Raw genomic sequence first — 26278 nt, 5'->3', positions numbered from 1 at the left:
GCGGTCACTGGTCGGAGTTGCCGGCCCAGCGGACGGAGCCCTGCGCCTCCTCCTTGCTGATCGGGGACACTGTGCGGCAGTGCGAGCACTCGAGCAGGTAGCGGGTCGAGACGGTCAGGACGGGGACGAAGAAGAGCGAGAGGCGCGTCCGGCGGCGGAGGATCCGCTGCTCGTCGCGCTGCCCGCAGACGCGGCAGACGAAGACGAGCGTCCGGAGGAGGTCCTCGACGGCTCGGGTCCCGAAGATGAGGAGCATGCGTCCGAGCGTAGGGAGCAGGGCGCGCTCGGCGGAGGGGGTTGCCGGGGCGCCGTCGCCGCGTAGCGCCGGGCGCAGACGACCACGGCGAGCGCCGTCTCGAGCAGGTCGCCTCCGTAGAACAGCAGGAGCGCCGCCTGGCGTCCCGTCTCGTCCGGCGCCTCCGCGTAGAGCACGGTCGCGAGCAGCGCGTGCGCGGCGATGCCCGCTCCGAGCACGCCCAGGCGCAGGCCGAACGGGGCGCGGTGCGGGTTCGGATCGACTCCGGCGAGAGCCGCCGTCAGCAGGCAGCCGCTGAGCAGGAAGTGCACGCCGAGTGCGAGGTGCAGCAGCGGATCCGCGTGCGCGGCGGCGAGCAGCCCGGTCGCGTGCACGAGCCAGAGGGAACCCGTCGAGAGCAGGAGCGCCGTCACCGGGTGGGCGAGGAGACGGGCCGGGCGGCTCCGGAGCAGCCGCGAGAGCCTTCGGGCCGCGGTGACGTTGAGCGCCCGCAGGGCCAGGGTGACGGGGGCCGAGAGCACCAGGAGGAGCGGCGCGAGCATCCCGAGGACCAGATGCGTCAGCATCGCCCCGCGCGGATCCGCGTGCGACCACTCCGCGAGCGGACCCGTGAAGCAGAGCGCCGCGGTCGCGAGCCCGCCGAGGAGCAGGGAGGTCCGGTGCAGCGGCCACGGCCGTCCGCGCCGCCGCTCGAGGGCCGCGGCGCCCCCTCCGAGCGCCGCCGCCGCGGCCAGCGGGACCAGGAGCAGCAGGCCCGGGTCGAGCAGGGTGTGGTCGGCGTGCGGGGTCACGCCGTCGCGCGCCGTCGCCGAGGCAGGAGGAGCAGGCCCGCCGCCAGCAGCACCGCTCCGGAGGCGATCCAGACGGAGTCGTAGAGCAGCAGGTCGACGTCGTAGCGCACCTGGTGCACCCGGAGCAGCTTGTGGTCGACGACTCCGTCCCACAGCTGGAACAGCCCCGCCCCCGTGAGCCCCGCGGCCCACGCCGTGCGCGGACGCAGAGCGGATCGGCGCCGGGCGTCGGCGAGCAGGAAGCCGCCGCCGACGAGTGCGAGGATCTCGGCCGCGTGCAGCAGCCCGTCCGAGAGCAGGCCGATCGCCGGAGTGGAGCGGTCGTAGAAGTGGTGCCAGGCGAGGATCTGGTGGAAGACGATCTCGTCGACGGCCGCCAGGAGGCCGACTCCGATCAGGAAGGCGCCCTGGAACGCCCTGTCGCCGCGGAGTCCCCGACGCCGCATCCGGTCCCCTCCCGATCGAGTGCCGGGGCCCCGGGATCCCGAGACCCCCGCGCCTCCTCCCGAGGCCCCGCCACCAGGGAAGCGGACGCCCGGATCGCGGCCTAGAGGGTTGACTCCTCGCGCCCGCGCCGGTCGTGCTGCCCCTCCGCTACGGGCTGGGCCGACGAGGCGCAACCCCGCGCGAGGGGCGCTCCCGTTCGGGAGAGTGGAGGCATGCAGCAGCTGACCTACGCCTCCAAGAGCTTCGTGACGACCGACGCCGTGACCGAGGCCCTCCTCGACCTGGTGACCGCGATCGACCGCCAGGAGCACTCCGAAGCGGTCACGGTCCCGGCGTTCACCGAGGACGGCGAGCTCATCGAGGCGAAGATGACGCTCGACGCGAGCAGCGAGCTCGTCGCCGTCCCCGTCGAGGTCTCCATCAAGGACGAGGAGTCGACCACCGGCGCCGTCGAGGCCGCCGTCGAGGACATCCGCTCCCGCATCAAGAGCAACCGCGCCACGATCGCGCGCCCCGTGATCGACGAGGACCCGGAGCCCTACAACTACGAGGAGTTCTGAGCCGCGCCTGCGGGCCTCCACGCATCCGCACCTCCGCACTGAGGTGCCCGGATCTGCTCGTGACACACCGGAGCGGCCGGCCGATCCGGGCACCTCAGCGCCGGTCCACGAGCTGCGCCTCTTGACCGGCGGCGCAGCAGGGAGTCGGATGAGGGCGTGCGCGCGCTGGTCCCCGTCTCCGATCCGTGGTCCGTCGACGGGAGCGGGCGGACGGACGACGGGCCCGTCGACGACCTCTCGGTCCGCGCCGAGCGGGACGGCGGCTCGTACTCGGTCCGCACGCTGCGGCTGACCGGTGTCCGCCTCGGGCCGCGCGGCTCGGTGCACGGAGTGGTCACCGACCCGGTCGCGACGGCCGCGCTCGCGATCGGCTCGCTCCTCCTCTCGGTGATCCCCGCCGGCCTGCCCGGGGACCGGACGCGAGCGGCGATGGTGGCGGCGGAGGCGCGGGCCCAGGAGCTGGCCGCCGACCGGCCCGCGTGGGACGTGAGCGCCCTCCCCCTCGAAGGGATCGACTACGCGCTCTTCACCCGGACCCTGCCCGAGGGCGCCGTCGCGCACGCCGACCTCGGCTGGGCCGTCGTCGCGCTGTGGAGCACAGGCCTGCTCCCCCGGGGTCCCTTCCACCTGCTCGACATCCCCGACGAGCCCGTCCAGCGCTGAGTCGCCCGGATCGGCTCGCGACACACCGCAGCGGGGAGCCGATCCGGGCGACTCAGCGAACGGGTCAGCGCACTCAGCGCGGGGTCACGCGCCCGCGACCGTGGAGCCGCGCACCAGCAGCTCGGTCGGCAGCAGCGTCACGCGCTGCACCTCCTCGCCGGCCAGGAGTCGCACCAGCACGTCCGCCATCGCCTCGCCGAGGCCCGTGGAGGGCTGGCGCACCGTGGTGAGGCGCGGCTCGCTCGCCTCGGCGAAGTAGTCGCCGTCGAATCCCGCGAGCGCGATGTCGCCCGGCACCGTGAGGCCGCGCTCGCGCAGCGCCGTCAGGGCGCCCGACGCCATCTGGTCGTTGGAGGCGAAGACCGCGTCGATCGGCCGGCCGGAGTCGAGCAGGCGGCGCATCGCGGTCGCGCCGTCCTCGGGCGAGTAGTCGCCGTACTCGACGAGCGAGTCGTCGAGGCCCGCGGCGGTGACGGCCGAGCGCCAGCCGGACAGGCGGTCGATCGCGGCGGGCATGTCCTGGCGGCTCGCGATCATCGCGGGGGCCGTGCGGCCGAGGCCCAGGAGGTGCTCGGTGACCGTGCGCGCCGCTCCGGTGTTGTCGACGTCGACGAAGTAGCTGCCGCCCTCCTCCGTCAGCGGCCGCCCGCCGAAGACCACGGGGAGGGAGGCGCCGAGCTGCGCGTAGGAGTGGTCGCCGCTGTGGTGCGAGACGACGAGCGCGCCGTCGACGTTGCCGCCGAGCAGGTAGCGCCGCGTCTTCTCGGGAGCCGCCTCCGACGCGATCACGATGGTGAGCGTGTACTCGGTGCCGGCGAAGGCCATCGCGGCGCCCTGCACCACTGAGGCGAGGAACGGATCCGCGAACACCTTCGCCGCCGACTCCGGCACCACGAGCGCGACGGTCTGCGTGCGGCGGCTGGCGAGGGAGCGCGCGGCGCGGTTGGGCACGTAGCCGAGCTGCTCGATCGCGGCGAGCACGGCCGTCCGGGCGCCGTCCTTCACGCGCGGGGAGTCGTTGACGACCCGGCTGACCGTCGCGCGGGAGACTCCGGCCAGCGCGGCGACGGCTTCGAGGGTCGGGGCGGCCGAGGCGGTGTCGTGGGTCATGCGGGCCTTCCTCGCGGGTGCCTCCGAGGCTAGCCGAGCGCCGGAGGAGCGGGCTCGTGCGGGGCGTCCGCGGCGTGAAGTGGCGCGGATCGCGGCCATTCGGGGGTGATGCGGGGCGGCGGACCGGGCCGGCGGAGTGAGTCCGCGGCCTGCGAGGGCGCGGATAGCGGCCGTTCGGGGTGGCGCCGGGCGGTCGGGGCGCCGCCTCGGCGATCACCGGCGCGACCGGCGCACGGCGATCGGTCGCGCACTGGCGGAGGCAGGCAGCCTCGCGCCCGTCAGCGCCCGCGGCGGAAGCGCGCGAGGAGGCTCCGGAGCCGCTCGGCCTGCCGGTCGGTGAAGTCGTTCGACAGCCGGAACGCCTCGTTCGTCGGGTCCGCCCCGTTCGCGACATCGCGGATGGCGCGCAGCGCCTGCTCCGACGGCGTCGGCCCGTCCCCCGGACGCGGCTCCGACGGCCCGCTCGAGGGGTCCTCGTCGCGCCGGTCCTTCGGCTCCATGTCGCCTCCTCTGCGCCAGCCTAGGCGGCGGGAGGTCGGGCCAGGAGGCCCGAACGGGGCGTGATCGGCGGGATCCTGCGCGGCAGTGGTCGGGATGCTCCGAGCACGACGACCGGTCGGGTCGCGAACCCGCCGGCCGCTCAGTCCACGGCCCGATCCCTCCCCGCAGCCCCCGACCCCCGGACCCGGGGCGCCACGGCCCCGGGCCCGAGGCCCCCGTCCCGCGGTCCGATGTCCCCCGACCCGGTCCCGCGGGAGTCTCCGGGCGTCAGCCCTTCACCGCTCCGCTCATGATGCCCGCGATGAGCTGGCGTCCGGCGAGCAGGAACAGCACCAGCAGCGGAATCACCGAGAGCACAGCGCCGGCCAGCACGATCGAGTAGTCGACGTAGTAGCCCGACTGCAGCTGCGCGAGCGCCGTCTGCAGGGTCGGGTTCGTCGGGCTGAGGACGATCAGCGGCCAGAGGAAGTCGGTCCAGGCCATCATGAACGTGAAGAGCCCGAGGATCGCCATCGCCGGTCGCGCCGCCGGGACGGCGACGGTGAGGAACGTCCGGAACTGGTTCGCTCCGTCCACGCGCGCCGCCTCGATCAGCTCGTCCGGGATCACGTCGACCAGGTACTGCCGCATGAAGAACACGCCGAACGCGGTGACCAGCGTCGGCACGATCACGGCGCCGAGCGAGCCGGTCCAGCCGAGCTGTCGCATCAGGATGAACAGCGGGATGATGCCGAGCTGCGTCGGGATCGCCATGGTCGCGACCACTCCGATCATCAGGCCGTCGCGCCCGCGGAACCGCAGCTTCGCGAAGGCGTAGCCGGCGAGCGTCGAGAACGACACGACCGAGAGCGTGATGATCCCCGAGACGATGACGCTGTTCAGCAGCGCCGTCCAGAACGGGATCGCCGTCAGCACCTGCGAGGCGTTGGCGAGGAAGTTGCCGCCCGGGACGAGCGGCAGGGTCTCGCTGCGGGTCGCGTTCGAGCCGCTCGCCACGACGAACGACCACCACAGCGGATAGGTCGAGCCGAGGATGAAGGCGCTCAGCAGCCCGTACGTGAGGAAGCCGGGCCGGTCGACGCGGCCGGCGCGGGAGGCGCGGACGCGGCGCACCGGGAAGGCGGCGGAGGTGGCGGGGGCGGTCATCGCTCGCTCTCGTTCTGGCCGAGGCCGGTGGTGGTGAGCAGGGGGTCCGCGGCGGCGATCTCGTCGGCGGTCGCGGGGCGGGCGGAGCGCCGCTTCGAGCGCTGCGAGATCCGGTTCTCGACGGAGGCGATCCGCCGCGAGATCGCGAAGTTCAGCAGGCCGATCAGCACGATCAGGAGGAACAGCAGCCACGCGATCGCGGCCGCCTCGCCGAAGTTCTGGCGGAAGAACGCCATCTCCCAGAGGTAGAGGACGGTGGTCTGGAACTGCCGGTCCGAGCCGCCGATGCCGCCCGCGTTCGACACGTCGAACAGGCGCGGCTCCGCGAAGATCTGCAGGCCGCCGATGGTGGCGGTGATGATCACGAAGATCAGGGTCGGCCGGATGCTGGGGATCGTGATCGAGCGGAAGCGGCGGAACGCGTTCGCCCCGTCGATCGCGGCCGACTCGTGCAGCTCGCGCGGCACGGCCTGCATGGCGGCGAGGAGGATGAGGGCGTTGTAGCCGGTCCAGCGCCAGTTGACCATCGTCGCGATCGCGACGTGGCTGGCGAGGCGGTCGTTGGTCCACTCGATCGGGCTGATGCCCACCAGGCCGATCAGATTGTTGATCAGGCCCTCCTGGTCGCTGAAGACGCTCGAGAAGATCAGCGCGACCGCGACCGGCGAGACGATGTACGGCAGCAGGACGCTCATCCGCCAGAAGGTGCTGGCTCGCAGCGCCTGGTCGAGGGCGGCTGCGAGCAGCAGCGCGACGGCGAGCTGCGGGATCGTGGAGAGCAGGAAGATGCTCAGCGTGTTGACGATCGAGTTCCAGAAGAAGCGGTCGCCGAGCACGGCCGCGAAGTTCGCGAACCCGACGAAGTCGCCCTGGCCCTGGAGCAGCTGCCAGTCGTAGAGCGACACGACGAGCGTGTAGACCAGCGGGAACGCTCCGGTGAGCGCGAAGAGCAGGAAGAACGGCGAGATGTAGAGGTAGGGCGAGGCCTTCACGTCGAAGCGGCTCGCGCGCTGGCGGAAGGTCAGCGGGAGTCGGGGCGCCGGGCGCCGCTTCCCCGCGGGGGGCGTCGCCGTGGTCGGCGGGGTGAGTGTGCTCGTCATGGCGCTCTCTTCGAGGTCGAGTCGGAGTCGGAGGGGATGCGGCGGGGCCGGAGTCTCTCGTGCGGCGGGGCCGGCCGGGAGGAGTCGCGGGCAGCGGGGCCGGAGAGGCCTCGGCCGGCGGGCGGCAGCGTTTCTCCCGGCGGCGAGGTGGCCCGGGATGCGGGCGGCCCGGCCGCACGGGGACCGGGAGGTCCGGTGGCGGCCGGACCTCCCGTGATGGTGGGGCCTCGTCCCGGAGGGGTCAGCCCCCGGGCGTTGGCCCGACCGGATCAGTCGACGAGCTCGTCGAGGAGCTGGAGCGCCTCGTTCCAGCCCTCCTTGCCGTCGATCTCGCCGCGGTCGACCTTCTGCAGGACCGGTCCGAAGACGTTCTCCTGGATCAGCGAGTCGTCCGGGCCCTTGTACTGGGCGACGACGCCCTCGGCGCGCTGCGCGAGGATCGCGCCGGTCGGGGAGTCGTTCATGCCGGGGTCGGGAGCGGCCGCGGAGGCGAGCTCCTTCTGCGCGTCGAGGGTGCTCGGGAACGGTCCGGCCGCCTCGAACGCCTTCAGCTGCTGCTCCGGCTCGCTGAGCCACGACGCCAGCGCGGCGGCCTCGGCGGGGTGCTTCGACTGGGTCGGGACGGAGAGGAACGAGCCGCCCCAGTTGGCGGGGCCGCCGGGGAAGACGTCGGCGAAGTCCCAGCCGGTGGCCTCGGCGTTCCCGCCGCCGGCCTCGACGTTGCTCTTCAGCGTGCCGAACATCCAGCCCGGGCAGACGAAGGTGGCGAAGGTCTGGTCGGTGAACGACTTGCCCTTGTTCCAGTCCCACGCCTTCTGCGCGGCCGAGAGGCCGGAGGCGGTGGCGTCGGTCAGCTGGCCCCAGCGCTCCTCGAGCTCCGGGTTGCCCTCGACGTTCAGCTCGCCGTCGGAGGTGTAGTACCCCTCGGGCAGCTGGTTCACCATGGCGTTCCAGACGAATCCGGAGTGGTCGAACCAGGCCTTGCCGGTGGCGTCGTGGTACTTCTGACCGGCGGCGAAGTAGTCGTCCCAGGTCGCGTCCGGTCCGCCGAGCATCTCGGCGACGGCGGCGCGGTCGGTGGGCATGCCGGCGGCCTCGAAGGCTGCGGTGTTGTAGCAGAGGCCCTCGGGTCCGATGTCGGTGCCGTAGCCGATGACGCGTCCCTCGGGGTCGGTCGCCTGCTCGTACTTCCAGTCGACCCAGTCGGCCTTGCGGTCCTCGATGCCGTGGTCGCGCAGGTCGACGAACTGGTCCGAGACCTCCATGACGGAGCCGAGCCAGCCCTCCTCGATGGCGACGACGTCGGCGAGTCCGGAGCCGGCGGCGAGCTTGGTGAACGCGTCGGTCCGCGCGTTGCCGCCGGTGTCGATGTTGTTCGGGACGATGGTGATCCCCGGGTTGGCGTCCTCGTACTCGCCGTAGAGCTCGTCGAAGCCCATGGCGTTGAACGTGGTGACGGTCAGCTCGATCTCGCCGCCCTCGGAGGCGTCGGATCCCGACGAGCATCCGGTGACGATCAGGGCGAGGGCCGAGGCGCCGGCGATCGCCGCGGCGATCCTGGTGCGTCGTGAATAGGGCACGGTCACTCCTTCGTGATGGTGGTGGGGCACCCCTGCGAGCGCTCTCACGCGTGCTGTTCCGCGTATGTGAGAGCGCTCTCACGAGGTGTGCGGCGAGCTTACGCACGCCCCCGCGGAGAGGTCAAGCGTTTTCGAGAGAGCGCTCTCATCGAATTGATGGTCCGCGCCCAGCCGCGCGCCTCCCCGCCGCCCTCGCCCCCGCGAGAACGCAGAAGTCGCGGTACTCGACCGCGAGTACCGCGACTTCCGACTCACCGCCCCCTGCCGATCGAGTAGCGGCTACTCGACCAGCAGGGCCGCCCTCAGCCCACCAGCACCGCGAAGCCCTGCGCGGGCAGCTGCACGGAGACGGCTCCGGAGGGCGACGTCTCGCTCACGAGCGCGCCGTCCTGCGAGTAGACGCGCAGGGTGCCCCACGGTCGACGACACCCTCCTGCTGTCACCGCTCATCGTTCCGCCCGAGGCCGAGATGAAGAAGGCCCTGCTGCTGAGCGAGCGGTTCTCGACGATCGCTCCGCGCGGGTTCCCACCCACCGAAGCCATGGCCGAGATGAAGGAGCGAGGCTGGTGGATTCCCGCCCATCTCGACGATCTCGACGAGCGCGCTCGAGAACGCGCCGTCCGCGAGTGCATCCGCGCCGCAGAGCGGTACACCTTCACGACCGACGACTGGAAGCAGTCCGACCGGCTGTTCGCCCGCAAGCTCCCCTACGAACTGGAGCACTGGCTCCTTGCAAACGACTACCTCCGGCCCGCTTCTCACGACGGCTCTCAGTTCCGCGCGACCAGGGAGAACCTGGTCCCCGCGCTCCTCGCGATCTGCGGCCGACGCCTCTGCCAGGCGAAGGGCTGGCAGTACGGCGTGGCCACGACCGCGACGGCCCGGCAGGCGCTGTTCGCGATCGACGACGCCACCGACCAACGGGCTCTCGCCCTCACGCTCTACGACATCCCCGAGCCGCACCCGGAGGCGACCTTCGACGACATCGTGGCCTTCCGTCAGAGCAAGGAGAAGCTGCTCGCCCGGTACATCGACGGTCTCCGGGACGTGCGGCACGCCGTCGCCGAGGCGGAGGACAGCCGGGAGCTCGAGGACGCGCTCCTCACCTACAAGGCGCGCGTCACGGAGCTGCATCGATCGTCCGGCCCTCTGAAGGGCGAGGGCGGCGGGCGACTCGATCCGATGACTCTGCTGATCCCGATGACCGAGGTCGGCGTCGCGGTCGGAGACTGGTTGACCTCTGGGCCGAGCTTCGCTCCGATCGTCCTGGCGGTGCGAGCCGTCGCCTCGGTCGTCACTCTGCGCCGGCACGACGCGACGTCCTACCTCTCCGCCGCAGTGGCGAAGAACCTGATCGAGGCGCCGGAGAGCCGGGCGGTGACGGTCGGCCTGCGGGACTGACCGAGGACCCCCACGTCACCGCCGAAGCAGACCAGCTCCTACGCCCCCCGCACCCCCTCCGCGTGACGGCTCTGCGGCGGTGGCCCCGAGCTGCCCCGGAGCACTGTCGGCGGGATCGTCATCGACAGGGTCGGCGTCCTGTCGCCCGCGATGCGTTGCTCGAGCAGCGAGAAGGCGCGCTGTCCGAGGTCGTCGAAGTCCTGCGACACCGTCGTGATCGACGGGCGCCAGATCGACGAGAGCGGGTGGTCGTCGAAACCCACCACGCTGACATCGCCCGGCACTGTGCGGCCGGAGTCCGTGAGGCCGGCAATGACCCCCATCGCGAGCTCGTCGTTGCCGCAGAAGATCGCCGTGATGTCGGGGGCCTGCGCGAGCTCGGCACCGATCGCGACGCCGGACGCGGCTTCCCAGGTGCCGGCGACGACGGCCGGCACGACGGCGCCCGACTCCCGCAGCGCGTCGCGCCACCCGGTCGTCCTGCCGTCCTCGGTCCCCGACCGGGAGGGCGGCACCGTCACGTGGTGCACGGTGCGATGGCCGAGCTGCAGGAGGTGCTCCGTGATCGCCCGCCCTCCGGCGACCTCGTCCAGCGCGGCTTGCGGATGGAGGCCGTCCAGCTCGCCCGAGGCGACGACCACGGGAAGGTGCTCCGGGAGGTGCGGGAGTGCGGCGACGCCCGCGGGATCGAACTTGAGCACGATGACTCCCGCGAGCGGCAGCCTGAGAGCCGCATCGATGGCGGCGCGGGCCGAGCTCGACCCCTCGTCGTCGATGACGGCGATGGTCACCGAGTATCCGGCCGTCCTCGCGGCCTGCTCGATGCCGCGGATCGTGGACGAGTACCCGTAGATGGTGGTGTCGGAGCTGAGGACGGCGATCGTGGTGGCGCCGCCGCGCACCAGTGCCCGGGCGGTCGCGCTCGGCCGGTAGTCGAGAGCCTGGATCGCGTCGGTCACCCGCCGGGTCAGCTCCGGGCTGACGCGAGCCGCTCCGGTGAGCACCCGCGACACGGTGGGCACCGACACCCGGGCGTACTCGGCGACGTCCGAGATCGTCGCCGCGCGGTCGCTCGCGGCCGGGACGTCATCGCCGACGGACAGCTGCTTCACGAGACCGGACCTCCCTCCTCGACCCTATCGAGGGCGGCTCCGGCCAGGAGCGGGCCCGCCCCCGTGGTCGAGGTCAGGTGGAGGACGTCGGCGCCCCGGGGGACGTCGATCGTGACGGACACCGTCGCGAAGTTCGCCCAGTCGTGCGTGAAGGGGAACGTCACCGGGACCGCCGGTCCGTCCCCGGCTCGGACCTGGAGGTGACGGTCGATGACGTCGGTGTTGTAGAGGTGTCCTGTCCTCCGGTCGGCGTTGCTGTACCGCAACGAGAGCAGGTAGCGCCCGGCGGAGGGCGCGACGAGCTCCGCCGCTCCGGCGGGCCGCCCGTCCGCCGATCCGAGACCGTCGATGACGGGGACGGCCGCATCGCTGCTCAGCCGAGCCCCGCCCGTCAGCCGCCACCGCTCGTCGGACACCGGGATCTCGGACGTCCCCCGGCTCGACGGCTCGACGGTCAGCGCCCTGATCGCCGTCGCCCTGTCAGCGGTGATCTGGATTTCGCTGATGCCGGCCGGCAGCACCACGCTGTCCAGCCGGGTCAGCACGGTGCCGTCGAGCTCGACGGTCGCTCCGGCGTCGCTGTCCAGGCTCAGGCGGTACCGGGCACGGTCGGGCACCCCGACGTGGAAGGAGAGGCTGTCGCCGGGTCCGACGATCACCGCGGTCCTGGCGCCGTCGGCTCCGTGCCGCACCTCGCCTCCCACGCGCAGCGCCCTGCTCGCCGGATAGTGCCGCACCGGCACGAGCGTGTGGAGCTCGATGCGGTCGATCGCCAGATCGGCACCGTCGAGAGGCCGGACGGCGACGACGTGCGGCCCCGCGTCGAGCGTGACGGGCGTCTCGACCCGTCCGGTGAATCCGCGGGCGAGAGTCGCCGGCAGCTCGATCCGGACGGCGTCGCGTCCGTCGATCCGGACCTCGGCCGTCGCCGGGACGGAGTCCGTTCCGTAGTGCAGCGCGAGGACGTGCTCGCCCTCCTGCTCCACCACGACCGGGAACTCGGCCCGGCTGCCGGCGTCCGGAGTCCCCGAGATGCCGGATCGCCCCGTTCCCGCGTACTGCTGCATGTCGTCGTCGTGCCGAGTCCACGTCAGGCCTTCGCCCGTGGCGGCGTCCGCGGGCACCATGACGGGGGCCGGGACAGCAGTCGACGGAGCGCCGTCGTCCGGCGCGATCGTCACGCGGTACGCCGCCAGGGGGTCGTCGTTCGCGATCCCGAAGCGGAGGACGCCGTCGCTCGTGCCGACGGGCTCGTCGACGACGGTCGTGGTGCTGCTGAGCGGACCTTCGTACCCGCTCCACTCGACACGCTCCACGGCGACCCGCCAGTGCCCGCCGGCCGCGAGCCCGCGGACCTCCACCTCCACGGGGTGACGGCCTCCGCCGATCAGCGCGGTCACGATGTCCCCCTCCCGCGCCGCGAGGGAGTGGAGGGAGTCGCGGACGCTCGAGGCGGCCGTCTCGGAGCGCACGGTCTCGCCGCGCAGGGCGGCGTACCAGTGCAGGAGCCACCAGCCGCCGTTCGCCTGATGACGTCCGACCGCGTGGTCGTCGAGGTTCCCCGCCATCGTCCAGTAGGCGAGGTCGCCGTCGATCTTCCCGGTCTCGAGGATGTCGATCCACTGGATGAGCCGTCCGGGCACCGAGGTGTCCCGCCGGTTCGCGTACTCGTCGATGTTCACGGGGAGCGGCGGGATCGAGAGCTCCTCCTCCAGAGCGCGGTAGTGCTCCAGATGACGGGGCAGCAGCTCGAGCGAGGAGGGCTGCAGTTCGTGCCACGCCATGATGTCGGGGAGGACGCCGTTGGCCTTGCCGTACTCGAGGAGGTCGCGGACGCGGTTCGGGTAGTAGTGGGACTCGTTCGGCCCGACGATCCGCGCGTCGGGGTCGACGGCGCGGATGGCGCGGTGCAGCGTCGTCCAATCGGCGAGGAACCTGTCCCGGCCGGCCGCGTCCCATGCGGCGTACCAGATCCAGTCCCCCTCGTTGAAGGGCACGTACACGAATCGTCCCCGGTCCTCACGACGGGAGATCGTGCGGACGGTGTCCTGCACCAGCTCCGCGTAGCGGTCGACCCCGATCTCCTCGTACGGCCACTGCTCGAGGAGGTCCTGCAGGTAGACGACCATCTCCTCGCCTCCGGCGGCGAAGAAGTCGTCCGCGACCTCGAGGGCGTCGCCTCCCGGGTGCTGGAGCCCCCCGGGGGCCTTCTGCGCCAGGGTGCGCGGGCGGATGCCGGAGAGCAGCGCGGACGAGGGCGCGTCGGGACTCCCGAGCCCGTACAGCATCCCGGTCGCGCCGCCGTGCACCTCACCGGTGGTGGCCGACGCGTCGATGACCACGTGCTCGACGAACGGCGAGCGCCCGATCCGGAAGGTCCGCGCGGCGGGCTCGTCGTCCCCGCCGGGGAGCGAGACGGTGAGCACCCCCCGCTCCTGGTCCCACTCGGTGACCCACGGCGTGAGGCGGCGCGGGAAGACGGTCTCGACGACGAGCGGCCCGCCGCGGAAGGCGGGCAGCGGCACGTCGATCGATCGATCCCCCTCGCGGCGCCAGAGAGTGAGGTGCGTCTCGTCCTCGTCTCCGAGAGCGAGCGCGACCCAGGGCGCGGTCCACAGATCGATGCCGAGCGGCCAGGCCGCGTGCGCACGGGCGAGCCCCGGCCGGAGCCGCTTGTGCGCGGCGACCCCTTCGGCCACGAGCATCCGCTGGGCGGGACTCATGCCGTCGAGGCGCCCCGACAGGTAGAACCGTCCCAGCATCGCCGTGCAGAGGGTGAACGCGATCGCCTCGTCGCTCATGTCGGGCTGAGGGTAGGCCCAGTTAGCCGCCTGCTCGGGGACCATGGCGAGCGGAGCCGCGGCGGCGATCGGGGGGTAGGCGATCGGGTCCTGCTGGTCGCTGGTCGACTGCAGCTGGAGACGCGAGAGCATCGCCCCGTCCATCCGCATGGCGCCGGAGGCGCAGTTCTCCAGGACGAGGTCGGGGTGCCGGTCGAGGACCGCCTCCAGCCAGGCCAGATGCGCCCTGTTGTGCTCGAGGAGCCCGGCGCCGACGGAGGGCGCGCCCACGTCCGTGCCGGCCCCCGCGTCGATGTTGTAGTCGAGCTTGAAGTAGCCGACACCCAGCTCGCCGACCAGACGGTCGATGACGCCGTCGAGGTGGGCGATCGCGGCGGGATGGCGGAGGTCGAGCGTGTAGCGGCCGTGCTCCACCAGGCGCTCACCGAGCCTCTGGAGGAAGGCGTCGTCGGGAAGGCGCTCGGCGGCGGGGCTGCTGACGCCGATGACCTCCGGCTCGAGCCACAGCCCCGGCACCATGTCCCGCTCCCGGATGCGGTTCAGGACGGCGGTCAGCCCTCCGTCCGGGAACCGGACGGTGGAGGGCTGCCAGTCGCCGACGCTGTACCACCAGTCGCCGGAGTCGTCGTACCAGCCCGCGTCGATGCAGAAGATCTCCGCGCCCGCTTCGGCGGCCTGGTCGATGAGGGGCAGCAGGCGCTCGGTCGTCGGATCGCCCATCAGGGTGTTCATGTAGTCGTTGAAGACGACGGGACGGGTGGCGGAATCGGGATGCGGACGCCGCAGCGCTCGGCGACCGTCGGTGAGGGCGGCGAGAGCCTTGTCGAAGCCTCGTCCGGCGGAGAGCAGGACCGGGACGGTCGTGAAGGATCCACCGGGCTCGAGCGGCTGCAGCCACTGGTGGTCCTGATCGGTGGGGCCGGACAACGCCACGTAGGTCCCGTCAGGGTCCTCCCCCACTTCCCAGCGCCAGCCTCCGTTGTGCTCGACCTGCCAGGCGAGGGCGGCCTCCTCGGCGGGGTCCGACAGCGCGAGCACGCCGACGGGCAGCGCGCCGGCCGTCGACCAGGTCCCGGTGGAGGTGACGGCGTAGCCGTTCCGAGCGCCTCCGCCGTGCGCGTCCTTGCGCAGGTCGACGAGGAACGTGTCCAGCGGAGCGGTGGACCATCGCGATTCACCGACCCAGTCGCTGCGGCCCGAGGTGAGGGAGAGACGGGTCGGCCGGGTCTCCGCGTGGGATCCGACACCGACCCGGAGCGCCATCGACGTCACCGACCGCAGGACGCGGCGCTGGGTTCCGGTGTTGCGCACGACCGTCGTGCAGCGGACCGCCGCGGCTCCCTGCACGACCTCGAGGCGCAGCTCCGCTTCGAGACCGGCCTCGTCGTCCCCGAGCAGGACGATCGTCGAGACGACTCCGACCGACGCGACCGACCGGTGACTGCGGTAGCGGAGGCCGAGGCCGGCCTGCCCCCCGATGAGACGGGGTGTCGACGGAGCCCGCCCGGAGTCGCTGGTGACCACCTCCAAGGCCGGCCGGCCGGTCGCCAGGTCGCCGGTCGCTCCTCGGGGCCCGAATCGCAGCACTCGGAGCGGCTCGTCCCCGTCCTGAGCGAGGACGAGGTCGAGTGCGTCGTCACCGGCGTCGATGCGGATGGTGCCGGCGTCGGTGCCGGGGAGCGTGGGGGTCAGTGCGGACATGGATCCTCCTGGGAGCGGCGGGTCGGCCGCAGACGGGGCGAGTGGGGGATGCGGCTTACTTCACAGCGCCGGAGGTGACTCCGGCGATGATGCGGCGTTGGCCGATGACGAAGGCGACGACCATCGGGATGCTCATGATCACGACGTAGGCGAAGATCAGGTTCCAGTTCCTGACGTACTCCGACTGCGAGGCGACGTTGAACAGGCCGAGCGGCATGGTGCTGATCGGTCCTCCGCTGAGGATGAAGAAGGCGTAGAACACCTCGTTCCAGACGCTGATCGTCACGAGGATCGCGGCAGTGGCGAGGACGGGCTGCAGGAGCGGCAGGATCACGCGGAAGAACACTCCCACCGGGCCGGCGCCGTCGATGCGCGCCGCTTCTTCGAGCTCGAGAGGGATGGATCTCACGAAGCCGGTGATGAAGAAGATCGCCGTGGCCATGAAGCTGCCGCCGTAGACGCCGATCGCGCCGACGAGAGTGCCGTCCAGCCCGATGCTCTTCAGTGTGAGGACGATCATGATGACGGCGGGAGGGAGGATGATCCCGCTGATGCCGATGGAGTAGAGGACGGACGTGAGGCGGGACGACCGGCGGGCGAGGACCCATGCGGCGGCGGAGCCGAGACCGAGGACCAGCAGCACGCTGGGGATCGTCACGAGGAGGCTGCCTCCCATGGCGGCGAGGACTCCGCCCTGTGTGATGGCCTGCGCGTAGTTCTCGACGAAGTGCCACGTTGTGGGCAGTGAGAGATCCGGTGACGCCGAGTCCGCGGTGCTCTTGCCGGAGGTGATCACCAGCAGCCACAGCGGGATGCCGATGACGACCGCTGTCCCGATGACGGCGATGACGTTGTGGATGACCGACCCGGCGCGGCGGGAGACGGTGTACCCGGTCCGCGGCGGACGGGTTCCGGTCATGCTTCTCGTGCTCACAGCTGCTGCTCCCGACGTCGAAGGAAACCGATGACGGGGAAGGCCAGTACCACCACGAGGAGGAACAGGACCAGGCTCATCGTCGTGGACTGGGCGTAGAGCCCCTGCCCGAAGGTGCGGTAGATGAAGATGTTCAGCACTTCGGTCGTCTGCGCCGGCCCGCCGCGGGTCGTCGCCTGAACGGTGTCGAATCCGTTCATCGACCCCAGCAGAGCGGTGGCGACGTTGAAGGTGATGGCGGGAGCGAGCAGCGGGAAGCGGACGCTCCGGAGAGTCCTCCACCACGACGCACCGTCGATGCGGGCCGCCTCGAGCACGTCCTCCGGGAGCGTCTTCAAGCCGGCGAGGAAGATCAGCATGGAGAGGCCCATCCACTTCCAGGACTGCACGAGGGAGACCACGACGATCGACCAGGTCGTGCTCCCCAGCCAGGCCGTGGTCACCTCCTGGCCCACGATCGCGCTGAGGATCCCGTTGAGAGCTCCCGAGGGCTGCAGGAACGCCTGGAAGATGTAGCCGACCGCGAGGGGCGAGATCAGGACGGGGATGAAGAAGAAGGCTCGGCCGATGCGGTTGATCCGCGTGTCCCGTTCGAAGAAGAGGGCGAGTGCCAGGCCGAAGAAGTTCTGGAAGACCGCCACGAGGAGCGCCCAGACGAGAGTGACGCGGACGGCGCGCAGCACCTCGTCATCGCCGAAGAGGGAGGTGAAGTTGTCGAAGCCGACGAAGTCCACGCTGTCGTTGTAGGCGGACCAGTTTGTGAAGGCGTAGAAGAAGTTGAGAACCGTCGGGAGTAGGAAGAAGACGGCGAGGATCGCGAAAGCCGGGATCAGGAACCAGAGCGGGTGGTTCCTCGCCGCGGCCCTGTCGGCGGACCGTCGCGTTCCGCTGCGTGCGGGCGGTCGCGGTTCGCCGCGCGTGGGCGGCCGTACGAGCGTGGTGGGCAGTGCCATGGGAGTCTCCGATCAAGAGGGTGGGGTCGGGCGCGGCAGGCGTGCCCGACCCCGGTACCGGGCTAGAAGCCTTCGGCTCCCTGCGCCTTAGCGAACTGCTCGAACTGCTTCTGAGTGGTGCTCGCGACGTCCTCCGGCGTGACCGTTCCCTGGAGCATGTTGGCCAGGTTGATGTACAGGTCGGGGTTCGCGATGGCCAGCGACTGCATGGAGCCGACGGAGGATCCGAGGGAGGCGGCGATCGTCGAGGCGACCTCCGGGACTCCGTCCGGAGTCGGAACGTCCGTCTGGATCGAGACGCCCTTGACCGCGGCCAGGTAGTCCGGGTAGTCGGTCGTGAGCCAGAAGTTCAGGAACTGCTTGGCCGCGGCCTCCCGCTCGGCGTCTCCCGTGCGGAACGCGACGACACCGTTCTTGTTGTCGGGGATCGACGTGGCGAGCGAGCCGTCCTTCGAGATGGGGAACCAGCCGATGTTCGCGTCGATGTCCTCCGTGGTGGAGGTCTGCTGCATCTGCAGGAGCAGCGCGTTCACCTGGACCGACATGGCGGCGTCACCGCTGAGGAGCGCCGCGGCCTGGTTCTCGAACGTGCCGGTCTTGTAGTCGGAGTTGAACAGTCCCTGCGCGAAGAGATCGTTGTAGTTCGTGATCGCGTCGGTGATCGTCGGTCCGGTGAACTGCTCCTTGTTGGTGTTGATGTCCTCCCAGAGCCCGTTCTCCGCCGCCTCGGCCAGCTGCACCTGCACCCACCACTGCGTCGGCCACTGGGCTCCGCCCGCCTCGTAGAAGGCAGTGCCGCCGCTCGCCTTGATCTTCTCGGCCGTGGCGATCAGCTCGTCCCAGTTCTTGGGCTCGCTGGTGATGCCGGCGCTCTCGAACGCGGGCTTGTTGTAGTAGACGCCCATGACGGACGGAGAGCTGACGAGCGCCGCGTAGCGCGTGTCGTCGAGGATTCCGCTGACGTCTCGGACCGACGGGTCGAGACGGTCCAGCCACGGAGCGTCGTCGAGCGGAAGGAGGTTCCGCTCGGCCTGCAGAGCGCTCAGGGAGCTGGCCGTGGGCTGCCATGCGGCGAGGTCGGGCATGTCGCCGGCGGCGACCTTGGTGAGGAGGCTCTGCTCGTACGGAGCCGGGTACGCGACCTGCTTCCACGTCACGCCCGTCGCCTCAGCGAAGGCGTCCTGCACCTGCTTGAGGCCCGCGTCCGCGACCGCTCCGCCGCCGTACGTCAGCGTGACGCCCTCGAGGGATGCGGTGGGATCGTTCCACGGCACCTCCTCCCCCGACGAGGAGGAGAGGTCGCCGCCTGCAGCGCAACCGGAGAGCAGAAGGGCGGTCGAGGCCGCGAGCGCGGCGACGACGAACCGGGTTCGAAAAGTCATGATCTCGTCTTCCTTGAAGTGATCGCGGGCGACCTCGGCAGCGGTGATGTGCTGCTGGTCGCCAGATGAAGGGGATGGCCGGCTCTCAGACTCTCGGGAGAGCGGACGAGCGACACGGTGGCGAGCGATCCACTCCTTCGTGCACTCGAGCCCCGGTCTGAAAGCGATATCAGGATGCGTCTGAAAACGCTATCTGTCAAGAACGATCTTCGAGATCGGCTCCTGCTCCGCGTCGATCCGCGGCGGTGGGACCGTGGTCGGCACGACCGCGTCCCTCGGCCTCCCGGGGACGAGGAACGCGGAGTGCGGCCGGATCGAAGCGCCTACCAGGAGTCCCCTCCGCCCCATTCGATACCGTCTCCCCCATGCCCGACCCCTCTCCCGACGCTCCCGAGGTCGCCGCCGAGCACCTCCGCGCCGAGTTGCAGCTGCGGCGCTTCGGCCGGCTCCGCCTCACCATCGACATGGCGCTCGGCAGCGGGATCCTCGCGCCCTACGACCTCGTCGTCGTCCGCCTCGACACCGGGGCCGAGATCATCCGCGTGAAGGCCGACCTCACCGATCCCCACTACCTGCTCGGTCAGGTCGAGCTCGACCTCGAGACGAAGACGGTCGCCGAGTTCCTCGAGGAGTGGCGCCCCGCCTGACCGGGCCGGCACAGCCGCGATCCCGTTGACGGGGACAGCACGGCGCCGAGGCGACTGGAGCAGGACAGCGGGGATCCGCGCCCCCTCGCCTCACAGATCCGCAGGAACTCTGTCGCGCTCCTCGCCGGCGACCACCACCGGCGCCCACGCGCCCCGCGCCGGCCGCCCAGCCCACCACACGTACATTCCGGCGGCGACCACAGCGCCTCCGGCCGCGATCGCCCACCACGGGAACCCGGCGACGTCGGGCGACTCCCCCGCCGCGTCCACGTCCGACTGCGGCGTCGGGATCACCCTTTCGCCGGTGACGAGGATGCGATGGGTGTTGATCCCGAGCGGGGTGCAGGTGACGAGGGTCAGGAGGTCCTGGCCGGGCTGCACGAGGAGGCTCTGCGTGTCCTCCGGCTCGACGACCAGCGTCTCGCGCACGCGGTAGGTGACCACCTCGCCGTAGACCTCGATGGTGAAGGTGTCGCCGACGTCGACGCGGTCGAGGTGGGTGAAGAGCTCGGCCGAGGCGAGGCCGCGGTGGCCGGTGAGCACCGAGTGGGTGGAGGGGCCGCCGACCGGCAGGGCGGTGCCCTCGAGGTGGCCGACGCCGCGCTCGAGGACGGCGTCGCTCGTGCCGTGGAAGATCGGCAGGTCCACGTCGATGGCGGGGATCCGGATCCGGGCCATCAGCCCCTCGGCGTCGCCGCGCAGGAGGGAGGAGTAGCGCTCGCGGTCGGCGACCTGCTCGTCGTCGGCGAGGGGGAGGCGCTCGTTCGCGGCGACGGCCGCGCCGCCACCGCTCAGGCTCTGGTTGTAGGCGCGGGCCTCGACGAGGTTCTGCCGGAGGGTCTCGGCGCCGAGGTCGGTGATGTCCTGGGTGAGGGAGTCGATCTCGCGCGCCTGCTCGACGGCGCTGAGCCAGCTGGCGGCGACGGGGTACAGCAGCAGCGCCACTCCCGAGAGGCTGATGAGCGCGATGACCAGCGGGGCGATCGGCAGCCGCCAGCGCGGCCGGCGGTGGATCCGCCTCCGCGGAGGAAAAGGGCTGGAGACAGAGGAATGCGGGGCACCCGACGGGTGCCCCGCATTCGACTTCGTCATGGTGCGACGTTACTCCGCGGTCTGAGCAGCCAGCGCGGTGCGGCGGCGCGAGGCGATCAGGCCCGAACCGATCGCGAGGGCGAGGAGCGCGCCTCCACCGAGGGTGAACCACTGCGCGCCGCCACCGGTGAGGGGCAGGGCGAACGCGGGCACCTGGGTGTGGAGGAACTCGACGTAGTTCTGGATCGGCGCGGTGGCCGAGCTCGGTCCGGCGACGACCTGCGTCAGCACCTGGGCCGGGGTGGGCAGACGGAATCCGGCGGGCGGGGTCAGCTCGCGGACGTAGTAGTTGCCCGGCGTGATGATCGGGATCTCGACGAAGCCGTTCGCTCCGGTGGTCCAGTTCTGGTTGCCGTTGATGAACACCGGGTTCTGGCCGAGGTTGGCGTCGTTCTCGGTGAGGAACACCTGGTAGACGGCACCCGCGAGCGGCACGCGGTTGGCGCCGTTGTTCTGGTAGGCGTACACGGTCAGCTGACCGATCGGGGTGCTGCCGGTGACCGTCTCCGTGGCCCCGTTCACGACGCTCGTCGCCGAGTTGGTGATGATGCCGTTGGCCGGGATGGCGGTGGCGCGGGTGAGCACCGTGAGGGTGACGACGCCGCCCTGCAGGCCCTGGAGCTTGGTGAGGCCGGACTGCAAGAAGTTCAGCGTCACGTTCCGGGTCGCGGCGTCGTAGCCGAGCGTGTAGTCGGTGTTCGCGATGAACGCCGGTGCGGGCGCGGTGCCCGCGGCGCTGGTCACCGTGATGCCGGTGGGCGCGACGCCGGCCGGGCCGGTCGGCAGGTAGGTCAGCTCGGCGGGGAGCGTGTCGGTGAGGGTGAACGCCTCCAGCGCGTCACCGGCGGCGAGCACCGGGACGTCCGAGGCGATGGCCCAGCGGATGAGGTCGGGGTTGCGCGCCTCGACCGAGTTCGCCGCCGCGGGGACGCGCGTCTTGGTGAGCTCCGTGACCGCATTCTTGGGGTAGACGTGGACGTCGTAGATCCACTGGTTCGCCGGCGCACCGGTCGGGCCCGTCGGGAACGGCAGGGTGACGAGGAACGGCGCCGCGCCGTTGGTCGCTCCGGCGGGGAGCTGGGTCTCGGTCACGAGGTAGAGGCCGAGCGGCATGCTCGCGCCGTTGTTGAACACGGCCTCGCCGTCCGTGCCGCTGGTGGCGGTGAAGGTGTCGGCGGCGGTGACACGGGTCGCGGCGGTGCCCGGGGTCAGGTTCGCGACCTGGTTCCAGCCGTCGGGCGTGGTGAGGTCGACGCCCTGGACGCGCGCGGCGGTGAACACGGCTCCGGGCAGCGCGTCCCCGGGGACCGTGATCTCCTGGCCGGTGCCGATCGCCTGGCCGTTGTTGGATCCCAGCGCGAGCTTGTGCACGGTGAGGGTGCGGCTGATGGTCGGGTCGATGTTGCCGGGCAGCGTGACCGCTGACGCCGGCGCGACGGCGGTGAAGACCGCCGCAGCGCTCAGCGCGAGGACGCCGGCTGCGGCGGCGAGCCGCCTGGTGAGTGAGCGGGACATGTGATCTCTCCTACTGAGGTCGTGAGTGCTGGTGTCGTGGAGTCGAAGGTGTGCGGGAAGGGGTCTGCGGGAGAGCGCGGGGGCTCTCGGTCGGGGCGTCACCGGGAGGGGCCTCGCAGCCTCCGGCGCCGCTCCCAGAGGAGGAGGCCGAGTGCGAGAGTGAGCACCGACCCCCCGCCCAGGAGGAACGCGTCGGTGCTGGCGCCACCGGTCAGCGGCAGGCGTGTGGGGTCCACGGGGGCGTTGACGAAGCGGTAGACCGCCGTCTGACCGGCCGTGGGGGCCGTGATCGTCCGCGAGGCGACCGGGGACCACGTCGTCCCGGTCAGGCGCTCGAGACGCAGTTCCTGGTAGGCGAGGCGGCGGGTCGGATCCGTCGCCGCCTCGGACAGCGTGTAGCCGTGGCCCGGTCGCACCTCGAAGGTGCTCGCGGGGTTGCCCGTGGCCACGTACTCCGCGCCGGCCCGGGTCTCGGTCGGGAGCGTCGCCCCGGCCAGTGCGGCGGGCGTCGCGGTGACGCGCCAGTCGGGTGCCCGGAAGCCGGTCTGGGGGCGCAGGACCTGCTTGACCAGCGTGATGGTCGCGCTGGCGTTGTCCACGGTGCAGGTGACGGCGGCTCCGTTGGTCGGGGTCACGTCTCCGGCCGCGCTCACGGTGAGGGCGGCGCCGGTGTCGGTGCGGCACTGCCAGGGTCCGGTCTGCACGTAGGTGGCGGAGCCGCCCGTCTCGGCGAGCCGGTAGGCGGCACCCGGGGTGACGGGGATCGCCGACACGCTCGAGGAGCCCGCGCGGCCGTTCGGCCCGGGCAGGGCTCCGGCGGGACCAGTGGCGCTAAGGGTCCAGTCGCTGGGCAGCGCGCTGCCGGAGCTCACCGTCTTCACGAGCGTGAGGGAGGCGGTGGGCCGGTTCACGATCGAGCACTCGACGACCGCCGCGGAGGCGATGCCGGTGAGGCTCGCGCTGATGACGGTCCCGGACTGCGAGAAGGTCGTGGCCCGGGCGGCGCCGTTGACCGTGCAGGCGCCGCTGACGAACGCGAAGCCCGTCTGCTGCACCTCCGAGACGGTGAGGGTCGCCCGCGACGCCTCCGTGCCGAACAGGACGGTCCAGGTGGCCTGGCCCGCCGCGTCCGTCTGCTGGCGGGGCGACTGCTCCGGCAGCAGGGCGACGGTGCCGGCGGTGGCCGTCGCCGTCGTGCCGACGGTCCAGTCCGTGCCGGGGCGGGTGGTCCCGGAGGCGTCCCGGATCGTCTTGGTGATCCGCACGGTGGAGGCCGGGCGCGGGGAGTTGAAGAAGGTGCAGGTGACGTTGACGCCGAGCCGGTTCGGGAGGGTGACCGTCCCGGTCGGGTTCGAGCCCGTGCTCACCCGTACGCCGTCCGCGTAGCACTCGTAGATGCTCGTGTAGGCGGTGATCGGGGAGGCGGAGCCGGCCGCCATCGCCTCCGAGACCGTGACGGTGCTGTTGATGGGCGTCGGGAAGGGGCCGATCTGCGCGGTCTGGCGACCGGTCGTGGCGCCGGTGGTGGTGGCCGTGGCGAACGGCGTCACCGGCGAGCCGGCGGAGGCCGTGAGCTGGAACTGGTCCGCCGCGGCCAGGCGCCCGACGACGCTCTTCTGCACGGTGATCGTGGCCGGCGAGGAGCAGCCGGAGAGGTCGACGGCGTTGACGCTCACGCGCGGCGTGCCGCTGACGCGGGTCCAGGTGGTGGCGTCGAACTCGTAGGCGCTGCCGGGGATGGCGGGGACACCGTTCGCGGCGGCGACGTCGCCGTTGGCGAGGTAGACGGTTCCGCGCGGCGAGAAGGCGATGCCGTTGATGTTGGCGAAGGCGGCGTCGGTCCCCGTCACGGCCTTCGCGATCGAGGTGTTCACCGGGAGGGTGCCGCCGGTCGCCGCGGCCAGGGCGTCGGCCGGCACGGTGAAGATCGCGGCGCTGCTGGCGTTGTTGACCGAGCCCGCGCCGACGACGTAGAGGTTGCCGCGAGCGTCGAACGCCATGTCGCCGTTGCCGTTGGGGGTTCCGGAGGTGGGGAAGGAGCCGACGAGGGCGAACCGGGTGGCGACGGGGTTGGCCTCGGTGAAGCTCCAGATGTAGAACTGGCCGCTCGCGAAGCTGCCGAACAGGTACCGGCCCGTCCGGAGGTCGACCGCGCCGGCGACGATGCTGCCGGTCACCTGCGCTCCGCCGGCCACGGTCGTGTACGCGCTGTTCGCGATCCTCTGGAAGCCCGCCTCCGGCGTCCACTTGAGGACGGCGTCGACGTCCGTCGCGTCGGACGAGCGGTCCAGCGCGTAGGCGAAGGCGCCGTTCGCGCCGACGCCGAGCGCGTTGGCCTCGGCGGTCCCCGACCAGCTGCCGATCGAGGTCAGGGATCCCGTGACGATGTCGGCCTGCTGCAGGGCGCCGGCCGCCGTGAGGGAGTAGAAGCGGCCGGTGTCGCAGAACAGGCGCGGCGTCTGCACGGTGTTCGTGAAGGTGCAGAGCACCTCCGCTCCCGCCTCGCTGGGGATCGTGATCGACCCGGCGGCGGATGCTCCGGAGGCGATGACCGTGCCGCCGCGCGAGCACTCGTAGCTGTTGGAGTACCCCAGGCCCGCGCCCGCGGTCTGCGCCTCGGCGATCGTGTACGTCGCTCCGGACTGCACGGTAAGGCGGCTGATCTGCGCGGCCTGGATCCCGGTGGCGGTGCCCGTGGTGGTCGCCGACGCGAGGACGGTCGTGCCGCTGCGCACCGAGAGCGTGAACTGGTCGCCCGTGGCGCTGCGCACCGGCAGGTTCTTCCGGACGGTGAGGGTCGTCGCGGCCTGGATCGTCACCGAGGTGGGGGCGGAGGCGATGAGGCCGGTGGGAGTCGTGGTCCCGGTGCTGTACGTCCCGGCGGCGGCGGCCACCACGTCCACCGAGATCGTGCACGAGGTCGCACCCGCGGCGAGATCGCCGCCGAGCGTCGAGACGGAGGAGGATCCGGCGGCCGCGGTCACGGCGAACGCCGTTCCGGTGACGTCGGTGCAGGACCCGCCGACAGCCGCCGTCGGGGCCACGACGAGGCCGGCCGGGAGAGCGGTCGAGAAGCGCCAGTCCGCCTTCGCGAGGAGGTCGCTGGTGTTGGTGACCGTGTAGGTCAGCGTGGTCGGCACCGTCGCGGTCGGCACGGCCTGCGTGAAGGCCGCATCGAGAGCGGGGGTGACGTCCAGCACGCGGAGGTCGTCGACGGCGAAGGCGCTTCCCGTGCCGGTGACCGTGTTCACGAGCTGCACCTGGGCCGCGGCGATCTGCGCCGGAGTGAGGAGCGCGGTGCTCGTGCCGGTGTAGGCGACGGCGCGGGCGGAGGCGGGGAGCGCGGGATCCACGAGCGCGCCGAGCCCGCCGACCAGCGGGAGGGTCGGGGACGTGTAGAACACGCTGCCGGTCGCGGCGCAGGGCACGACCGGTGCCGCGAATCCGGTGAGGACGGTGGACCCGCCCGAGACCAGGTTGAGGGAGAGGGACGCGTTGTTCGTCCCGCACTGCCCGCCGGCGGCGTTCATGCCGACGGCGTAGTAGCGGGCGGCGGGCGCGGAGACGCCGATCCCCGCGGCGCTCTGGGCGACGGTCGTGCCGCCGGTGACGGCGGCGTACGGGTACTCGACCAGGGCGTGGTTCGCCTGCGTGCCGGTGTTCGAGCCGTTGGCCGGTGCGGTGCTGGAGGTGGACCCCTGCACTCCGGCCGCCACCTGGCCGAGGACGTCCGCCATGCGGCGGGTCTCGCGCGCGGCCGACGATCCCGTGCCGACGGTGAGGAGGGGCCGGGTCGGGCAGAAGACGGAGTTGGGGTAGGGCGCCGTGTAGTTGACCAGGACGCCGGTGCAGTTCGTGGCGGTCGACCAGCCGGTGGCTGCCGTGTAGCGGCCGTTCGCGTAGGCGGTGAGCGCGCTCGGTGCGGTCGTCAGACCCTGCTCGAAGGTCTCCGTCCACACCTGTCGCGGGGCCTCGGCGACGCCGGCGGCGAGTGTGGAGAAGCCTCCCGCTGCTCGTGCCGTCGCGGGTGGTCCGCGGTCCGACTCCTGATCGTCGTCCGAGGCCGCCGTGGGAGCGGGCGCCGATCCGGCGGGCGCCGGCTCGACGGGCTGCTCCGTCTCTGCGGCGCCGCGGGGTGCTGCGGGATCGGGCTCGTCCTGAGCGGGCTCCTCCGCCGTCGCACTCGGCGACTCCGCGGCCTCGGCGGGTGCCGACGGGGCGGACGCTGACGGAGTGGGTGCCGAGGTGGCAGATGCGGAGGGGGCGGGTGCCGGATCGGCCTCGGGGGCTGCCGGCGGTGTCGGTGCGACGGGCGTCGGGAGAGGAGCGGGGGCGTCGCCGGCGACCGGATCCGCCTGGTTCGCGGCCTGAGCGGGAGACGAGGCGGAGACGTCGCCGAGCCCCCACGAGCCGACGAGGAGAGCGCCGATCGTCGCGACGACGACGGCCCGCATTCCGAGGCGCGACGGCGCACGGTGCCGTGAGGGACGGCGCCGCCGGGTCGTGAAAGCCATGGTTCTGCTTCTCAGTCGTGTAGTCGGTCGTGGAGATGAGCGAAACGTCGACACGACGAACGACACGGATG

21 protein-coding genes are annotated in these 26278 nt (G+C 71.8%); 4 read left to right on the top strand and 17 right to left on the bottom strand.

Going from position 1 to position 26278, the window contains the following annotated elements; all coding sequences use genetic code 11:
* Positions 1–4 precede the first annotated feature (4 nt).
* Genes C5D36_RS17310 through C5D36_RS02535 form a run of 3 tightly spaced genes read right to left on the bottom strand, consistent with a single transcriptional unit; the run spans position 5 to position 1493 of the window.
* The gene (locus tag C5D36_RS17310; protein WP_374953052.1) at positions 5–163 is read right to left on the bottom strand and encodes a hypothetical protein; all 159 of its coding nucleotides are present in this window, start codon (positions 161–163) and stop codon (positions 5–7) included.
* The gene (locus C5D36_RS02540; protein ID WP_104295114.1) at positions 115–1047 is read right to left on the bottom strand and encodes a cytochrome c oxidase assembly protein; all 933 of its coding nucleotides are present in this window, start codon (positions 1045–1047) and stop codon (positions 115–117) included. The genes C5D36_RS17310 and C5D36_RS02540 overlap by 49 nt, the downstream gene beginning before the upstream one ends.
* Entirely contained in the window at positions 1044–1493 is a 450-nt protein-coding gene (locus C5D36_RS02535; protein ID WP_104295113.1) for a DUF2243 domain-containing protein, read from the bottom strand. The genes C5D36_RS02540 and C5D36_RS02535 overlap by 4 nt, the downstream gene beginning before the upstream one ends.
* A 213-nt stretch (positions 1494–1706) precedes the next feature.
* Between C5D36_RS02535 and C5D36_RS02530 the strand changes: the two genes are divergently transcribed.
* Both C5D36_RS02530 and C5D36_RS02525 read left to right on the top strand, forming a co-directional pair.
* Positions 1707–2054, top strand: coding sequence for a hypothetical protein (locus tag C5D36_RS02530; protein ID WP_104223965.1), 348 nt, complete (start codon positions 1707–1709; stop codon positions 2052–2054).
* A 156-nt stretch (positions 2055–2210) separates the two neighbouring features.
* Entirely contained in the window at positions 2211–2717 is a 507-nt protein-coding gene (locus C5D36_RS02525) for a hypothetical protein (protein WP_104295112.1), read from the top strand.
* A gap of 84 nt (positions 2718–2801) precedes the next feature.
* On the opposite strand, the gene C5D36_RS02520 is transcribed toward C5D36_RS02525, so the two are convergent.
* The 6 genes from C5D36_RS02520 to C5D36_RS16745 form a co-directional block, all read right to left on the bottom strand.
* Entirely contained in the window at positions 2802–3827 is a 1026-nt protein-coding gene (locus tag C5D36_RS02520; protein ID WP_104250504.1) for a LacI family DNA-binding transcriptional regulator, read from the bottom strand.
* 278 nt (positions 3828–4105) lie between these two features.
* Positions 4106–4327, bottom strand: a complete 222-nt coding sequence (locus tag C5D36_RS02515; RefSeq protein WP_104232942.1) for a hypothetical protein — start codon at positions 4325–4327, stop codon at positions 4106–4108.
* A 268-nt stretch (positions 4328–4595) separates the two neighbouring features.
* Complete coding sequence (locus tag C5D36_RS02510; protein WP_104223961.1) at positions 4596–5474, bottom strand: carbohydrate ABC transporter permease; 879 nt, start codon at positions 5472–5474, stop codon at positions 4596–4598.
* Complete coding sequence (locus tag C5D36_RS02505; protein WP_104247219.1) at positions 5471–6574, bottom strand: carbohydrate ABC transporter permease; 1104 nt, start codon at positions 6572–6574, stop codon at positions 5471–5473. The genes C5D36_RS02510 and C5D36_RS02505 overlap by 4 nt, the downstream gene beginning before the upstream one ends.
* 269 nt (positions 6575–6843) lie before the next feature.
* Positions 6844–8154: an ABC transporter substrate-binding protein gene (locus C5D36_RS02500; protein ID WP_104232944.1), complete on the bottom strand. Its 1311-nt coding sequence runs from the start codon at positions 8152–8154 to the stop codon at positions 6844–6846.
* 302 nt (positions 8155–8456) lie between these two features.
* On the bottom strand, positions 8457–8597 hold the full coding sequence (locus tag C5D36_RS16745) for a hypothetical protein (protein WP_181072740.1): 141 nt from the start codon (positions 8595–8597) through the stop codon (positions 8457–8459).
* A 26-nt stretch (positions 8598–8623) separates the two neighbouring features.
* Here C5D36_RS16745 and C5D36_RS02495 point away from each other — a divergent pair, with 26 nt between their 5' ends.
* Complete coding sequence (locus tag C5D36_RS02495) at positions 8624–9556, top strand: hypothetical protein (protein ID WP_104295111.1); 933 nt, start codon at positions 8624–8626, stop codon at positions 9554–9556.
* Between the two features lie 38 nt (positions 9557–9594).
* Here the strand turns inward: C5D36_RS02495 and C5D36_RS02490 are convergent, their stop codons facing one another.
* The 5 genes from C5D36_RS02490 to C5D36_RS02470 all read right to left on the bottom strand — a co-directional run bounded on the left by C5D36_RS02490 (position 9595) and on the right by C5D36_RS02470 (position 18439).
* Positions 9595–10668, bottom strand: a complete 1074-nt coding sequence (locus C5D36_RS02490) for a LacI family DNA-binding transcriptional regulator (RefSeq protein ID WP_104295110.1) — start codon at positions 10666–10668, stop codon at positions 9595–9597.
* The gene (locus C5D36_RS16975) at positions 10665–15170 is read right to left on the bottom strand and encodes an alpha-galactosidase (protein ID WP_219812567.1); all 4506 of its coding nucleotides are present in this window, start codon (positions 15168–15170) and stop codon (positions 10665–10667) included. Before C5D36_RS16975 ends, C5D36_RS02490 begins: the two co-directional genes overlap by 4 nt.
* Positions 15171–15225: 55 nt before the next feature.
* Positions 15226–16089 carry a carbohydrate ABC transporter permease gene (locus C5D36_RS02480; protein WP_104295109.1) on the bottom strand — a complete coding sequence of 288 codons (864 nt, stop codon included), beginning with the start codon at positions 16087–16089 and terminating at the stop codon, positions 15226–15228.
* Between the two features lie 11 nt (positions 16090–16100).
* The gene (locus C5D36_RS02475) at positions 16101–17057 is read right to left on the bottom strand and encodes a carbohydrate ABC transporter permease (RefSeq protein WP_181072738.1); all 957 of its coding nucleotides are present in this window, start codon (positions 17055–17057) and stop codon (positions 16101–16103) included.
* Positions 17058–17119: 62 nt separating this feature from the next.
* Complete coding sequence (locus C5D36_RS02470; protein ID WP_104295108.1) at positions 17120–18439, bottom strand: ABC transporter substrate-binding protein; 1320 nt, start codon at positions 18437–18439, stop codon at positions 17120–17122.
* 365 nt (positions 18440–18804) lie between these two features.
* Here C5D36_RS02470 and C5D36_RS02465 point away from each other — a divergent pair, with 365 nt between their 5' ends.
* Positions 18805–19086, top strand: a complete 282-nt coding sequence (locus C5D36_RS02465) for a hypothetical protein (protein ID WP_104295107.1) — start codon at positions 18805–18807, stop codon at positions 19084–19086.
* Positions 19087–19176: 90 nt separating this feature from the next.
* On the opposite strand, the gene C5D36_RS02460 is transcribed toward C5D36_RS02465, so the two are convergent.
* From C5D36_RS02460 to C5D36_RS16740, 3 genes are all read right to left on the bottom strand, one after another.
* Positions 19177–20178 (bottom strand): class C sortase, encoded by a 1002-nt coding sequence (locus C5D36_RS02460; RefSeq protein ID WP_219812566.1) that lies wholly within the window; start codon positions 20176–20178, stop codon positions 19177–19179.
* Between the two features lie 9 nt (positions 20179–20187).
* Positions 20188–21693 (bottom strand): SpaH/EbpB family LPXTG-anchored major pilin, encoded by a 1506-nt coding sequence (locus tag C5D36_RS02455; protein ID WP_104250221.1) that lies wholly within the window; start codon positions 21691–21693, stop codon positions 20188–20190.
* 98 nt (positions 21694–21791) lie between these two features.
* Positions 21792–26207, bottom strand: coding sequence for an LPXTG cell wall anchor domain-containing protein (locus C5D36_RS16740; RefSeq protein ID WP_181072736.1), 4416 nt, complete (start codon positions 26205–26207; stop codon positions 21792–21794).
* Positions 26208–26278: the final 71 nt, after the last annotated feature.

Source organism: Rathayibacter sp. AY1C6, assembly GCF_002931535.1.
Lineage (GTDB): Bacteria > Actinomycetota > Actinomycetes > Actinomycetales > Microbacteriaceae > Rathayibacter.
Note: the sequence above shows the minus strand (reverse complement) of the source record. Positions and strands in the feature narration are given on the sequence as shown.